Origin of the sequence: Variovorax jilinensis (assembly GCF_030316885.1) — a bacterium.
Lineage (GTDB): Bacteria > Pseudomonadota > Gammaproteobacteria > Burkholderiales > Burkholderiaceae_C > Variovorax > Variovorax jilinensis.
Map to the genome: position 1 here is coordinate 62,484 of NZ_JASZYQ010000010.1, position 13,409 is coordinate 75,892.

General features: G+C 65.6%; 13 protein-coding genes. 6 read left to right on the forward strand and 7 right to left on the reverse strand.

Going from position 1 to position 13,409, the window contains the following annotated elements; translation table 11 throughout:
* Positions 1 to 191 precede the first annotated feature (191 nt).
* A complete protein-coding gene (locus QTH87_RS24230) occupies positions 192 to 941 on the reverse strand; it encodes a GntR family transcriptional regulator (RefSeq protein WP_286612755.1) in 750 nt (249 codons plus the stop codon).
* Positions 942 to 1,042: 101 nt separating this feature from the next.
* Here QTH87_RS24230 and pcaB point away from each other — a divergent pair, with 101 nt between their 5' ends.
* The 4 genes from pcaB to QTH87_RS24250 are packed head-to-tail and all read left to right on the forward strand — an operon-like array spanning position 1,043 to position 6,292.
* The gene (gene pcaB, locus QTH87_RS24235; protein WP_286612757.1) at positions 1,043 to 2,419 is read left to right on the forward strand and encodes a 3-carboxy-cis,cis-muconate cycloisomerase; all 1,377 of its coding nucleotides are present in this window, start codon (positions 1,043 to 1,045) and stop codon (positions 2,417 to 2,419) included.
* A gap of 22 nt (positions 2,420 to 2,441) precedes the next feature.
* Positions 2,442 to 3,857, forward strand: coding sequence for a cation:dicarboxylate symporter family transporter (locus QTH87_RS24240; RefSeq protein WP_286612759.1), 1,416 nt, complete (start codon positions 2,442 to 2,444; stop codon positions 3,855 to 3,857).
* 24 nt (positions 3,858 to 3,881) lie between these two features.
* Positions 3,882 to 4,856 (forward strand): tripartite tricarboxylate transporter substrate binding protein BugD, encoded by a 975-nt coding sequence (locus QTH87_RS24245; protein WP_286612760.1) that lies wholly within the window; start codon positions 3,882 to 3,884, stop codon positions 4,854 to 4,856.
* A gap of 2 nt (positions 4,857 to 4,858) precedes the next feature.
* Complete coding sequence (locus tag QTH87_RS24250) at positions 4,859 to 6,292, forward strand: class II fumarate hydratase (RefSeq protein WP_286612761.1); 1,434 nt, start codon at positions 4,859 to 4,861, stop codon at positions 6,290 to 6,292.
* On the opposite strand, the gene QTH87_RS24255 is transcribed toward QTH87_RS24250, so the two are convergent.
* Both QTH87_RS24255 and QTH87_RS24260 read right to left on the reverse strand, forming a co-directional pair.
* Positions 6,279 to 7,436, reverse strand: a complete 1,158-nt coding sequence (locus QTH87_RS24255; RefSeq protein WP_286612763.1) for an alpha/beta hydrolase family protein — start codon at positions 7,434 to 7,436, stop codon at positions 6,279 to 6,281. The genes QTH87_RS24250 and QTH87_RS24255 overlap by 14 nt on opposite strands.
* Positions 7,437 to 7,496: 60 nt before the next feature.
* The gene (locus QTH87_RS24260) at positions 7,497 to 8,936 is read right to left on the reverse strand and encodes an arylsulfatase B (RefSeq protein ID WP_286612765.1); all 1,440 of its coding nucleotides are present in this window, start codon (positions 8,934 to 8,936) and stop codon (positions 7,497 to 7,499) included.
* 117 nt (positions 8,937 to 9,053) lie between these two features.
* Between QTH87_RS24260 and QTH87_RS24265 the strand changes: the two genes are divergently transcribed.
* On the forward strand, positions 9,054 to 9,686 hold the full coding sequence (locus QTH87_RS24265; protein WP_286612766.1) for a TetR/AcrR family transcriptional regulator: 633 nt from the start codon (positions 9,054 to 9,056) through the stop codon (positions 9,684 to 9,686).
* 20 nt (positions 9,687 to 9,706) lie between these two features.
* Here QTH87_RS24265 and QTH87_RS24270 read toward each other — a convergent pair whose 3' ends face one another.
* The 4 genes from QTH87_RS24270 to QTH87_RS24285 all read right to left on the reverse strand — a co-directional run bounded on the left by QTH87_RS24270 (position 9,707) and on the right by QTH87_RS24285 (position 12,779).
* Complete coding sequence (locus tag QTH87_RS24270) at positions 9,707 to 10,042, reverse strand: hypothetical protein (RefSeq protein ID WP_286612768.1); 336 nt, start codon at positions 10,040 to 10,042, stop codon at positions 9,707 to 9,709.
* A gap of 155 nt (positions 10,043 to 10,197) precedes the next feature.
* The gene (locus tag QTH87_RS24275) at positions 10,198 to 10,620 is read right to left on the reverse strand and encodes a DUF1214 domain-containing protein (RefSeq protein WP_286612770.1); all 423 of its coding nucleotides are present in this window, start codon (positions 10,618 to 10,620) and stop codon (positions 10,198 to 10,200) included.
* Between the two features lie 76 nt (positions 10,621 to 10,696).
* Positions 10,697 to 11,377: a DUF1254 domain-containing protein gene (locus QTH87_RS24280; protein ID WP_286612772.1), complete on the reverse strand. Its 681-nt coding sequence runs from the start codon at positions 11,375 to 11,377 to the stop codon at positions 10,697 to 10,699.
* Positions 11,378 to 11,387: 10 nt separating this feature from the next.
* Entirely contained in the window at positions 11,388 to 12,779 is a 1,392-nt protein-coding gene (locus tag QTH87_RS24285; RefSeq protein WP_286612774.1) for a DUF1254 domain-containing protein, read from the reverse strand.
* A gap of 275 nt (positions 12,780 to 13,054) precedes the next feature.
* Between QTH87_RS24285 and QTH87_RS24290 the strand changes: the two genes are divergently transcribed.
* Positions 13,055 to 13,219: a helix-turn-helix domain-containing protein gene (locus QTH87_RS24290; protein ID WP_286612776.1), complete on the forward strand. Its 165-nt coding sequence runs from the start codon at positions 13,055 to 13,057 to the stop codon at positions 13,217 to 13,219.
* Positions 13,220 to 13,409: the final 190 nt, after the last annotated feature.

Genomic DNA, 13,409 nt, shown 5'->3' on the forward strand with positions numbered 1-13,409 from the left:
ATCGGAAGCCGACGGCTGACTCGTTGACGACAGGTGCGGCTCGGGCATGCAGTGTCCCGGCGCATGGCCGTCGGGACAAATACCGATTGGCTATCCAGCCATCGGCCGCCGCTATGGCCGGCGCTTTCGAAATGGCGGTCGCAAGCCAGGCTGGACGCGCTGGCGAGGCTGTGGATGGGCGAGGTCGAGGCTTACCTGCGCAGGCGCATCGACACCGAGAAGCGGTCCGCCGGATGCACCGACACCGAGACCTCGAACAGCTCCTCGTCGGCATCGAAGTAGCGACGCACGATCTTGAGCGCCGAGGTTCCGGCCTTCACCTGCAGCTTGCGGGCGACTTCGCCTTCCACGATGGTGAACGCGCGCACGTCCTGTTGGATCTCGGCGATCTGCCGGTCGTAGCGTTCCTCGATCAACGAACTGATCAGCGCACCGGGCGATGCCTTGACCAGCTCGCCGATTTCCGCGTAACCGGGATCGATGTACACGTCGGTCCAACCGATCGGCAGGGCCGATTCGTCTCCGACCATGCGCAAGGAGGAGATCCGCAGCCACTCGCTTCCTGCGCTGCATCCCAACTCGGTCGCCAGATCGCCCGACAGCTTCTCGGGCGCGATCGACTGCACCACGCGCAGATGCTCCTCGCCGAACTGGACCAGGTCGTCGACCGAGGCCAGCGATGGCCGGAAGCCCGCCCTGGGCCTGGCCGAAACCACGCGCGTGCCGACGTTCTTGCGGCGGGATACCAGGCCCAGCTGCTGCAGTTCGGCCAGTGCAGCGCGGACGGTGTGCCGACTCGTGCCGTAGTGCTTGCACAGCTCCAGTTCGGTCGGCAGGAGCGTGCCCACACCGAAATGACCCGAGACGATGGCGTCGGTCAGATGGCGGGCGATGCTGGCGAAGTTGGCCTTCTGCGGGGTCGGTTCGGGCGTGGTTTTCATTTTTTTAGGGTAAACCCCGTATGGATGTTATGTCCGAACATATTACAGTTGCATATGTCCGAACATATTGATGTTCATCTCTGTCACCGCAAGAGGCTCACATGTCGACTCCTTCGTTTCCCATGGCCAGCACGGTCGTAGATTCCATTCTGTTTCGCGATGCCTTCGGCACGCAGAAGATGCGCCGGATTTTCTCCGATGGCGCGCTGATCCAGCGTTACATCGACGTCGAGGTGGCCCTGGCGAAGGCCGAGGCGAAGGTTGGCGTGATTCCCGCCGAGGCGGCGGAAGTCATTGCGCGCGAATCGAAACTGGAGCGGATCGATTTCGACCACATGCGCGAGGAGACCGACATCGTCGGCTATCCGATCCTCCCGCTCGTGCATCAGCTGGTCGAGATGTGTGGCGAAGCGGGGCGATTCGTGCATTGGGGCGCCACCACCCAGGACATCATGGATACCGCGGTGGCGCTTCAGGTGCGAGATGCGCTCGACAGCGTCGACGCCGACATCCGCGAACTCCGCACCATCCTCGCCGCGCTCGCAAGGAAACACCGCGACACGCCGATGGCCGGTCGCACCCATCTGCAGCAGGCGCTGCCCGTGACCTTCGGCTACAAGGTGGCGATCTGGCTTGCCATGTTCGATCGCCATCAGCAGCGGCTCGCCGAACTGCGTCCGCGTGTGGCCGTGGTCGAGTTCGCGGGTGCCGCAGGCACCCTGGCTTCGCTCGGCGACAAGGGCTTCGAAGTGCAGAAGGCGATGGCGACCGAGCTGAACCTTGGCGTACCAGCCACCACCTGGCACGTGGCACGCGACGGCTTCGCCGAGGCGGTAAACCTGCTGGCGCTTGTCACGGGCTCGCTCGGCAAGATCGCGCTCGACATCATGATCATGGCCTCGACCGAGTTCGCCGAGGTCTACGAGCCCTTCGTCAAGGGGCGCGGTGCGTCGAGCACGATGCCGCAGAAGCGCAATCCGATATCCAGCGAGCTGATGCTGGCGGCATCGAAGGCGGTGCGGCAGCACGCCGGGCTGATGGTCGATGCCATGGTGCAAGACTTCGAGCGAGCCACCGGCCCGTGGCATGCCGAGTGGATCGCCATCCCGGAAAGCTTCATCCTCACTTCAGGCGCCTTGCACCAGGCCAAGTTCGCGCTCGGCGGACTCATCGTGGACGAGGCCCGCATGGCGCACAACCTGGGCATCACCAAGGGCCTGATCGTGGCCGAAGCCGTGATGATGGGCATGGCGCCGCACATCGGCCGGCAACAGGCGCACGACGTCGTCTACGACGCCTGCCGCACCGTGAACGAAAAGGGCGGCACCTTGGCCGAAGCGCTCGCGTCCCTGCCGGAGGTCACGAAGCACTTCGACCGCGCCACCATCGATCGGCTCACCGACCCCGCCAACTATCTCGGCCTCGCGCCGCAGATGGTGGACCGCGCGCTGGCGCTGTCGGCAGACATCAGCGCCTGAAGCGCCGAAGGAGGCACACAGCATGACGAACGCATCCACCCTGGCGCCCGCTGCGCTCCCGGCGCCGACCCGGAAGCTGCCCTGGTATCGCAAGCTGGGAACGCAGGTCCTGATCTCGCTGGTCCTCGGCATCGTGGTGGGCTTCGCCTTTCCGAAGTTCGCTTCGCAGCTCAAGCTCCTGGGCGACATGTTCCTGTCGCTGATCAAGGCAGGCGTGGCACCGCTGGTGTTCCTGACCATCGTGCACGGCATCGCTTCGGCCGGCGACGTGAAGAGCGCGGGCCGCGTCGGTTGGCGGGCCATTCTGTACTTCGAAGTGATCTCCACGGTCGCGCTGGTCGTGGGGCTGCTGGCGGGAAACCTGCTCGGCATCGGCCGCGGCATGGCGACCGTCGCCAGCGGCGCTGCGGCTCCGGTGGCGAAGGCTGCGGCTCCGCAAGGCTTCCTGGAGTTCATGGCGCACATCGTCCCCGACAACTTCGTCGGTGCGTTCGCCAAGGGCGAGCTGCTGCAGGTGGTGGTGCTCGCCGTGATGGTCGGCATCGGCATCCTTGCGATTCCCGAAGGCCGGCGCGAGAAGATCAACGGTGGCCTGGACTACATCTCCGAGGTGCTGTTCTCTTTCATCAACCTCGTGATGAAGCTGGCGCCGATAGGAACCTTCGGCGCGGTCGCCTACTCGGTCGGCAGCAACGGCTCGGCCGTGCTGATCGCACTCGCACAACTGGTGCTGAGCTTCTATGCGGTGGTGTTCCTCTTCATCGCTGTCGTGATGGGCCTGATCGCGAAGCTCGCGGGCTTCAGCCTGTGGCGCTTCCTGCGCTACATCAAGGACGAGATCCTGATCGTGCTGGGCACGGCGTCTTCCGAGAGCGCCCTGCCTCGCCTGCTGATCAAGCTCGAACGCCTCGGCTGCGCCAAGCAGACCGTCGGCCTGGTGCTCCCCACCGGCTACGCGTTCAACCTCGACGGCACCTCGATCTTCATGGCGATGGGCGTGATGTTCATCTCGCATGCCTACGGCGTTCCGCTCTCAATCGATCACCAGATCGGCATCCTGCTGCTGATGCTGCTGACCTCGAAGGGCGCGGCCACGGTGTCGGGCGGATCGTTCGTCGTCTTCGCGGCCACCGTGACCTCGACGGGGATTCTTCCGGTCGAGGGGCTGGCGGTGATCTTCGGCGTCTACCGCTTCCTGTCGATGGCCATCGCCACCTGCAACACCATCGGCAACAGCGTCGCCGTGGTGGTGGTCGCGAAGTGGTCCGGAACCTTCGATCCGAAGGTGGCTGAGCGGCATCTGTATCCGGAACGCCATCCGGAGATCGCAGCGGCCGACGCCGAACTCGCCGACGGCAACCTGCTGCCCGAGGACATGAAGGACGGCAACCCCCATCCCACCGGCATCGGCATGCATTCGCCGGTCCCCGCCCGCTGATCGAATCAACCCAAGGAAACCATCATGAAGTCGAACTGGAAACTTGCCGCACTCGCCCTGGCGCTCGCCGCAGGCACCACCGCAGCGCAGACCTACCCCGCCAAGCCGGTCACCTGGATCGTGCCGTTCGCGGCAGGGGGCCCGACCGATGCGCTTGCCCGCAACATTGCCGAGCGCGTGGCCCGTGAACTGGGCCAGCCGATCATCATCGACAACACGCCTGGCGCGGGCGGCACGGTCGGCGCCGCCAAGGCTGCACGCGCTGCGCCTGACGGCTACACCATGCTGGTCGGCCACATGGGCTACATGGGCGCCGCGCCGGCCTTGTACAAGAAGCTCAGCTACGACCCGATCAAGGACTTCGCGCCCGTGTTTCGTTTCCCGGACACGCCACTGGTGCTGATGGTGCGCAAGGAACACCCCGCCAAGGACATCAAGGCGCTGGTCGACTTCGGCAAGGGCAATCCGGACAAGCTGACGATCAGCAACGCTGGCGTCGGCTCGAGCTCGCACCTGATCGCGGCGCTGTTCGCGTCCTCCGCAGGCATCAAGATCATGCAGATCCCGTACAAGGGCGCCGGTCCGGCCCTGATCGACGTCATCGGCGGTCAGGTGGACGGCATCTTCGACCAGACCAACACTGCGCTGCCTCAGATCAAGGAGGCCAAGGTTCGACCGCTGGCCGTGACCTCCAAGGTGCGCTTGCCGCAGCTCAAGGACGTGCCGACCCTGTCGGAAACCGTGCTGCCGAACTTCGAGGCATCGACCTGGTACGGCATCTACGCGCCCAAGGGCACGCCGCAGCCGGTGCTGGACAAGGTCCAGGCCGCCTATCAGAAGGTCATGGCCGACAAGGCCTTCACGGACAAGATGTCCGAGCAGGCCATCCAGCTGCTTCCCGCCGAGCAGTACACCGGCGCTGCGCTGGGCAAGCACACCGAGAGCGAGGTGGCGCGCTGGAAGGTCGTCGCCGCGAAGTCGAACATCTCGCTGGATTGACGATGACCGTGCCGCGCGTGGAGCACGACGCCTTCGGCCCGGTCGGGATTCCGGCCGACCGGTACTGGGGCGCCCAGACGCAACGCGCGCTCGGCGTTTTCGAGGTGGGGGAGGAGCGATTTCCTGTCTGCCTGATCCACGCCTTCGGGCTTCAGAAGAAGGCGGCCGCACGCGCCAATCTGCGCTGTGGCGCGCTGCCGGCCGAACTGGCAACGGCGATCGAAGCCGCCGCGGACGAGTTGCGCAGCGGGCACTTCGACGCCCATTTCCCGCTCACGATCTGGCAGACGGGTTCGGGTACGCAGACCAACATGAACGCGAACGAGGTGATCGCCAACCGGGCCAACGAGATCCTCGGACAGCCGCTCGGAACCCGGTCGCCGGTGCATCCCAACGACCATGTCAATGCGTCGCAGTCGTCCAACGACAGCTTTCCGACCGTGATGCACCTGGTGTCGGTGCTGGAACTGGAGCAGCGACTGAAGCCGTCGCTCGTGCTGCTGCGCGACAGCCTGCAGGAGCGGGCCACCGCCTTCGCCGCCGTGATCAAGATCGCGCGGACCCACCTGATGGACGCCGTGCCGATGACCATGGGCCAGACCTTCGAGACCTTTGCTCGCCAGATCGCCCATGGGATCGACCGCATCGATGCCGCCATGCCGCGGCTGCTCGCATTGCCGCAGGGCGGGACCGCAGCCGGAACCGGCCTGAATGCACCGCCGAAGTTCGATGTCTTCTTCTGCGAGGAAGTCGGCGCCCTCACGGGATTCGCCTTCACGCCCAACGCATCGAAGTTCGAGGGCATGGCAGCGCACGATGCGCTGGTCGAAGTGTCGGGAGCGCTCAACGTGCTGGCGACATCGCTGCTCAAGATCGCCAACGACCTGCGGTGGCTGGGTTCCGGCCCGCGCTGTGGCCTCGGGGAACTGAAGCTGCCGGACGACGGCCTGACGAGTTCGATCATGCCCGGCAAGCGAAACCCGACCATCGCCGAAGTACTTGCGCAAGCCTGCATGCAGGTCGTCGGCAACCACGCGACCATCACGCTCGCCAATGCATCCGGCAACTTCGAGCTCAACGTAGCGAAGCCGGTACTGATCGCCAATCTGCTGCAATCGATCCGCTTGCTGGCCGATGCTTCGAGCGTCACTGCACGTCGCCTGGTGCGAGGCATCGAGGTCGATGCCGCCCGCCTCGCCGGCAACGTCGAGCATTCGCTGCTGCTGGTGACGGCATTGAATCCGATCCTCGGCTACGACAAGGTCGCGCGCATCACGGCGGTTGCGCTCGAGCGGGGGATCACGCCGCGCGCTGCCGCGTTGTCGCTCGGCTTGGTGGACGAAGAGACCTATGACCGCATCGTGGATGCCGAGAGGCTCGCGCGGCACCCGGAGGGCGCGACCCCTGACGCTGGCGGGTCTGTCAACGCACCGTGACGTCGAGCCAGTCGAAGGCCGCGGTCCAGAACACGATAGGTGCCAGGCCCTCGCAGTGGCCTTCGGCGCCCTCGGCACGGGTGAACCTGCGGAATTCCTTCGGGCAGGTCATCGCGTCGAAGAGATGCCGCCCCTGGCCGGTCGATACGGGATCGGTCTCGTTGTCGGTGACGAAGCTCGGGCATGTGATCGTGGGCGCGAGCTCGGCATTGGTGTAGCGGCACATGTCCTGGAAATAGGCCTGCGGGTCGGCGACACCGTGGGTCGCCATGCGCGGCCCGAGCAGCGTCCGCAGCGCCGGAATCTCGAGCAGCGCGTCGAACTCCGGTTTGGCGGCAGGATCGTCGACGCGCCGCCAGAGTTCGCCGAGCCGGGCAGCCACGCCGGCCGCCATGTCGTATTGACCGGGGTCGACGATCAGCGCGGCAAGTCGCGGCACTCCAGCGGCGCCGCGCGGGGCGAGCAGGCCGCCGAACGATCGACCGACGAGCGCGATCCGGTCTGCATCGACCTCGGGCAGTGCGGCGGCAAGCGCGAACATGCCGGGCACGACGTGCTCCCAGTCGGGACGCTGAGGCACGCGCCGCTCGTAGAGCACGCTGCCCTGCCCCGGGCCATCGAGGCAGATGAACGCCCAGCCCCGGTCGAGCGCCGGATACGCCGACGCATACAGTTCCTCGGCCGTGTTGTCGTAACCTCCGATGTGCAGGATCGTCTTGAACGGCCCGCGGCCCGGCGGCACGAACAGGTAGCCCGGCGTGTCGCCATCGATCACCCGGCCGGCCCGCGGCAACCCGGGCAATGCACGGCGGAAGGCGTCGACGCTGGCCTGGCAAGCGGTGGTCAGTTCCTTGCCGCCGAGATCGTCGCGATGCCAGAAGAATGCCTGGCGGTAGTACTCGGAGGCCCGCAGCCTGAGGCTTGCTGCGCTGACGTCGTGACCGCCCCGCTCTGCGGAGGTCGCCTGCGCTACGAGGCCGTCGGCGAACGTCGTCCATTCGGCGTACCAGCTCTGGCGGTCGCGCGGCTCGATGCGCGACGCGATGTACAGGCACTCGCCGACGTTGGCCATGCCCGAGTCGCACTTGCCGACCGTGCGCTGCAACTGCCCGTCAAGGCCCTCGTCGTCGAAATACAGCTTCATCGGCCTGACCTCCTCTGAGACGTGTCGCGCAATATACCGACCTCGTCGCAGGCCCGCGCGCTACGGCTGCTGCTCGAGCATCTTCTGTTCGCTCGGCGTGACGACCGAGCCGAAGAGCGTGTGCCTGGTGGCCCCGATCACCTCGCTCATGATCAGCGGGGCCACGCCTTCCCTGGCCAGCGCCGCGGCACGCTCCTGCAGCGCCTGCACCCTGGCCGGATGGGCCGCCGCGACGTTGTCGGACTCGGTCGGGTCCAGCGCGAGGTTGAACAGTTCCACCTTCGATGGCAGCGTTGCCTGCCAGACCAGCTTCCAGTCCCCGTCGCGCACGGCGGCACGGAACGGCTCGATGCCGTAGACCACCTCGGTGCGCGGCGATGGCTTGCCTTCGGTCAGCGTCGGACCCATGTCGAGCCCGTCCAGCGGCTTGGCCTTGGCGACCGAGGCACCCGCGAACGCGGCCAGGGTCGGGTACATGTCGACCATGTGCATCGGCTGGTCGATGACCGAGCCGGCGGCAATGCGCCCGGGCCAGTTCGCCAGTCCGAGCACGCGCGTGCCGCCTTCGTAATGCGATGCCTTGCCGCCTCGCCACTTCCCGTTGTCTGCCGGGATGACGCTCTTGGACATGTCGACCTCGCCGGTGAACCGGGCGTCGCGCGGGCCGCCGTTGTCGCTCTGGAAGACGATCAGGGTGTTGTCGCGCATGCCGCGCCTGTCGAGTTCATCGACAACGCGTCCGATCTGGTCGTCCATCGCGGTGATCATGGCGGCATAGCTGCGGCGCGAAGGGTCGGCGATGCCGGCGTACCGGTCGACGTACTTCTGGGGCGCCTGGTAGGGCGAATGCGGCGCGGTGAAGGCCAGATAGAGGAAGAGCGGCTTCTTCGTGTCGTGCTGCCTGATCAGCCGCACCGCGTCGTTGCCGAGAAGTTCGGTGACGTAGCCCGCTTCGTTCACGGGCTTGTTGTTGCGAAACCAGTCGCGCGTTCCGTGCGCGCTGTGCGTGAAATAGTCGATCTCGCCGAGCACCGCGCCGTACTGGTAGTCGAAGCCACGCTGCCGTGGCCAGTACTTGTAGTCGGCGTGACCGAGATGCCACTTGCCGACGATGGCAGTGCGGTATCCCGCATCCTTCAGCATCTGGGGCAGCAGCCATTCATCGGTGGCCAGGCCATAGGTGCCTGCCGACGGGATCACCAGCGTCTGCAGCCCGTAGCGATGCGGGTAGCGGCCGGTCATCAGCGCTGCGCGCGACGGCGTGCACATCGGCTGGGCGTAGTACTGCTCGAGCCTCGCACCTCCCTGCGCCAGCTTGTCGAGGTTGGGCGTGCGGATGTCGGAGCCATGAAAGCCGGCGTCCTTCCAGCCCTGGTCGTCGGCCATGATGTACACGATGTTGGGGCGCTGCGGCGGCGCGTTGCCGGCGCGCACATCGATGCCGGCGGCGGCCATCAGGACGACAAGGAGGACCGGAAGGGTGCGACGCGACGTGTTCATGGCAAGCTGGTGATTGAACAATGGTGTTCAACATGATACACAAACGCTCAATTAAAGAGCCCCTCGTCGTTCAAATGAGAACCTATTCGATCATTTTTGAACAACTATGATCTGGTCATGACCCCAGTCACACCGATTCCGGCCACCCCGGCTCGCCGGCGCATCCAGGCGGCGGCCATGAAGCTTTTTGCCGAGCAGGGCGTCACCCGGGTCAGCGTGAGCGAGCTGGCCATGGCGGCCGGCATGGCGCGCGGCACGATCTACAGCAACGTCCCCGACATCGATTCGCTCTTCGAGGAGGTGGCGGCGGAGCTGGTACGCGACATGGTCGAACGCGTCATGCTCGGCTTCGTCGGTGTCGAGGATCGGGCGCATCAGCTCGCGATCGGCGTGCGGCTCTATATCCGGAGGGCCCATGAAGAGCCGCTGTGGGGCCGCTTCATGAGCCGATTTGCCCTCAGCAGCGCATCGCTGCAGGCCGTGCTGACCTCCGATCCCGCCGTCAACCTTCGCGCCGGCATGGAGAGCGGGCGCTACCGCATCAGGCCCGAGCAACTGCCGGCCATGGTCGGCATGCTGACCGGCAGCACGCTGGCTGCCATGCTGCCGGTGATCGAGGGCCTCGGAACCTGGCGGGAAGTCGGCTCGGATACCGCCGAACTGCTGCTGATCGTGCTCGGCCTGGATCGGGACGAGGCGCGCAGCCTCGCGCGCGTCGAGCTGCCGATACTGCCCGCTGCTTCCTCCTGACCGCCTTCACCCCATCGCGCTCAGGGCGCGCGGATCACGTCGGAGGTGTTGCCGTTCTCGTCGACCGTGCAGTTGTAGGGTCGCGCCTGCCCGGCCACGCTCAGCGTGACGACGTAGTAGCCGTCCTGCATGGTCTGCTGGTCACTGGTCGGGGTGACGCTGTCGCGCGGAACCTTGAGATAGCGCGCGACCGCGTCGATGCAGCCGGTGCGCGACTTCTGCGGCGACATGAAGCCGCCGAAGATGGCGGGCGGCTTGTAGCCGCCGATGGTGTCCGGCGGCGTCTGGGCAGCACAGCCGACGATGAGCAGGCCGGCGCAGGCAATGGCTGCGGCGCTGAAGAATTGTTTCTGCATTCAGATTTCTCCTCGTGTTGAAGCTTAGCCCCTCGATCGTCACCCGCAAACGATGAGCCTGCATTCGCATGGACGTGACATCTTGCGGCCAAGCGTCCGTTGCGGCAATGCGACCTTGTGCCTACTGGTCGAGGCAACCGGGGCCCGGCTCCCGATCACCTGCCCATCGAAACCGGCGCGAGCGGCGGCAGTTTCCAGGTGCCGTCCATCGCTTCCCTGCTCGGCCCGTAGATGCGGCCGACGGCGCTGTAGCGACCCTGCGGGGTCGGCAGCCAGTTCGACTCCTTGTCCGCACCCGGCGATGCATTGCCGACGTACAGCGTGAGGCCGCCGTCCGGATCGCGCTTGAGGCCGGGAGTACGGTCGCCGATCGAGTAGCGCTTGAGCGGGTTGGCGTAGAGGAAGCGGTCGGGCAACGTGTAGAGCGTCATGGACCAGAAGAACTTCGCGGGTGGCAACTGTCCGGGTGCAAAGCGGATCGTCGACAACGTGTTGCCGTCGCCCACATAGCCGCCGTACCAGGCCTCGACCAGCGAGTTGCCGTACAGGCCCATCGTGGCCGCGACCGCTCGCTTCATGTAGTCGCTGTGGAGTTCCGCCCGGGTGCCGAACAGCCCGTTCGACGACACCGTGACATCGACCTTTTTCGCCAGCTCAGCCTGCGCGTCCTTGACGCCTGCGTCGATCGCGGCCAGCAGCGCCGGCGGCAGCTTCGCGGCATCGAAGGGGCGACCCGGCCCGATGTCCGGCCTGCACCGCTCGCACTGCGGGAACGTCGGCCTCTCCGTCGAGCGCGGTGCGCATGAGCGTCATCACGATGTCGGACTCGGAGCGGAACACCTCCCGGATTCCAGGGGGCGTCGGCCCTTTCCATTTCGGTCCCGCGATCAGGTAGTCGCCCGCCCCGTTGCCGGTGGCGCGTGAACCCACGTACGCGAAGTTGTAGGTGAACAGGTCGACCCACTGCTGGACGTAGTAGCGCTGGTTAGGCACCGCGGGCACGCTCACCACCCAGGGCTCGGCGCGCAGATCCAGCCAGGCCCATGAATAGGGGGTGTCGTTGTTGGGCGTCACCACGTCGTGGTTCTCGGGCGTGTAGAGCTCCGAGTAGTGCCGGAACTTGCCGAAGCCGCCCACGTATTCCCGGCCCGCCGGATCGGCGAGCTGCCTGTACATGGTGTTGTAGTTCTCGAGCATCGCGGATGCGTAGATGTACGCGTCCCTGGCAATGGCGCGAGCCTGTGCAGGCGACCCGGATGCCTGCGCGGCCGCGGGGCCGACGGCGAACAGCGGCGTCCAGGGTGCGAGGGCGAGCTTCGATCTGAGAATCATCATCTTGCTTTCTTCAGGGCGAGACCTGGACCACTGGGGACTTCCATTGGCCACTCAGCAGTTCAGGCTTGGGCAGGTAGTAGCGCATCGTCAGCATGAAAGGCCCCTTGGGTGCAGGCAGCCAGTTGGCTTCCTTGTCCTTGCCCGGCGACTCGTTCTGGATGTAGATCGTGAGTCCGCCGTCGGCATCGGGCTTGAGTCCCGGCAGCATCGGGGAGTTGATCAGGTAGCGATTCAGCTCGTTCTTCACCAGCAGCTGGTCGGGCAGGCCGTACATCGTGAGCGACCAGAACGCGTTCACCGGTGGCATCTGCCCCTTCGCGAAACGCAGCGTGTAGCGCCCCTTGCTGCCGTCCAGCGGTTGTCCGCTCGCGTCCTTCTCGTAGATCGGATAGAGAGCCTCTTCCCTGGAATTGGCGCCGATTCCCACCTGCGCGCCGACCGCACGATCGAGGTCGTTGTTCTTCATGTAGGCACGCGTGCCGAACAGCGTGTCGATCTTGCCGCCGAGCGCGGTGCGCCGGGCGTCGATCGCCTTCTGCCCGTCGGCCATGCCGTCCTGCATCGCGGCCTTGATGTCGGGCGCAAGCGCGGCCACGTCGATGTGGCGGCCCGGCTCGACACCGATCTTCGCGAAGCGTGCGCGCAGTGCCTTCTCGCTCGGATGGGTCGGTGCGAACTGCAGCGCGAAGTTCAGCACATTGAAGAACTCCAGCGAGCTGCGCTGGTCGGCAGGGCTCAGCGGCCTGATCCAGTCGGGCTCGGGCAGCGCGGGCGGCGCCGGCTTGCCGAGGAACGCCGACAAGGGCTGCACCTTGTATCCGGCCTGGATCTTCTTGACCTTGTCGAGGTCGCCCGGATCGAAGAGCTGGGTGCGTCCGATGACGTTGATCATCTCGGTCTCGGAGCGGATCACCTTGGTGATGCCCTGGGGCGCCTTGCCCTTCCAGCCCGGCCCTGCCACCAGGAAGTTGCCGCCTGCGTTGCCGGTCGTGCGGGTGCCGAGATAGTCGAAGTTGAAGGTGTACAGGTCCATCATCTGGAAGACGTAGTACCGGTTCTTCTCGATCGGGGGCAGCGTCAGCACGATCGGCTCGGCGCGCAGGTCCAGCCCCAGGAAGGTGTAGGGCGTGTCGGAGTTCGGCGTCACGAAGGCCTTGTCCTCCGGCGTGAACACGCGCGCGATGTTCAGCACCGAGTTGAACGGTCCCTTGTATTCGGGATTGCCCTTCGCGATCGAGAAGGCGTACATCGTGCGGTAGCTGTCCTCCATCGGAAAGCCATAGACGTAGGCCTCCTTCGCGATGGCTCGTGCCTCCTTCGCATCGACCACGACGGCCGCCTGCACTGCGGCAAGCGGAAGGAAAAGCCCCAGCAGTACGCCAGCACAACGATTCTTGAACATGAGCGTCCCTTGGTTGACGAAAGCACATGCAGGGCGATCAACGCCCGGCGCCAGGGCAGTCTATCGCCCGCTTCGTCGGTTGACGATGGGAACGACAACTTGTGGCGATCCCTTCGCAGAAGGCCGAGCCATTCATCAAGTTTTTACGTAGGCAAGCATGGTGCCTTGGGCTTACTTCATAATGATTCGCTACCCCTTCAGTGCTGAGGAAGAAGAAGCGGCCAATGGTTGGAGAGACTCACGATTCGATGCACCCGCCGTCGCGGCCTCGCGTCTTGCTGGCCGACGAACACCGGTTGGTTGCGGACGCCATCGCGCAGTTCCTGGCGCCCGCGTTCGATCTGGTCGACGTGGTGTCCGACGGTGAATCCCTGGTGCAGCGCGCAATCGAATCGCGGCCCGACGTCGTCCTCGCCGACATCGAACGCGACGGCAGCTAGGTGAATCACGAACGCCCGCCTGCGTGTTTTTGCTTGCGTCCGAGGCGCGTGGCGCCGGCATGCAACGGCAATCACATTCCACCCGAAGCAACACCGCCTCGACGACCCGAAGCGCCGCTACGCTCGGCCGTAATCCAGCAACGCGAAGAGAAGCCACACATGCATCCGTCGAAGTCCCCGGGCCCCGAAG

Coding starts and splice junctions, on each gene's coding strand:
- QTH87_RS24230 (WP_286612755.1), bottom strand. CDS start 941: ATGAAAACCACGCCCGAACCGACCCCGCAGAAGGCCAACTTCGCCAGC.
- pcaB (WP_286612757.1), top strand. CDS start 1,043: ATGTCGACTCCTTCGTTTCCCATGGCCAGCACGGTCGTAGATTCCATT.
- QTH87_RS24240 (WP_286612759.1), top strand. CDS start 2,442: ATGACGAACGCATCCACCCTGGCGCCCGCTGCGCTCCCGGCGCCGACC.
- QTH87_RS24245 (WP_286612760.1), top strand. CDS start 3,882: ATGAAGTCGAACTGGAAACTTGCCGCACTCGCCCTGGCGCTCGCCGCA.
- QTH87_RS24250 (WP_286612761.1), top strand. CDS start 4,859: ATGACCGTGCCGCGCGTGGAGCACGACGCCTTCGGCCCGGTCGGGATT.
- QTH87_RS24255 (WP_286612763.1), bottom strand. CDS start 7,436: ATGAAGCTGTATTTCGACGACGAGGGCCTTGACGGGCAGTTGCAGCGC.
- QTH87_RS24260 (WP_286612765.1), bottom strand. CDS start 8,936: ATGAACACGTCGCGTCGCACCCTTCCGGTCCTCCTTGTCGTCCTGATG.
- QTH87_RS24265 (WP_286612766.1), top strand. CDS start 9,054: ATGACCCCAGTCACACCGATTCCGGCCACCCCGGCTCGCCGGCGCATC.
- QTH87_RS24270 (WP_286612768.1), bottom strand. CDS start 10,042: ATGCAGAAACAATTCTTCAGCGCCGCAGCCATTGCCTGCGCCGGCCTG.
- QTH87_RS24275 (WP_286612770.1), bottom strand. CDS start 10,620: ATGAAGCGAGCGGTCGCGGCCACGATGGGCCTGTACGGCAACTCGCTG.
- QTH87_RS24280 (WP_286612772.1), bottom strand. CDS start 11,377: ATGATGATTCTCAGATCGAAGCTCGCCCTCGCACCCTGGACGCCGCTG.
- QTH87_RS24285 (WP_286612774.1), bottom strand. CDS start 12,779: ATGTTCAAGAATCGTTGTGCTGGCGTACTGCTGGGGCTTTTCCTTCCG.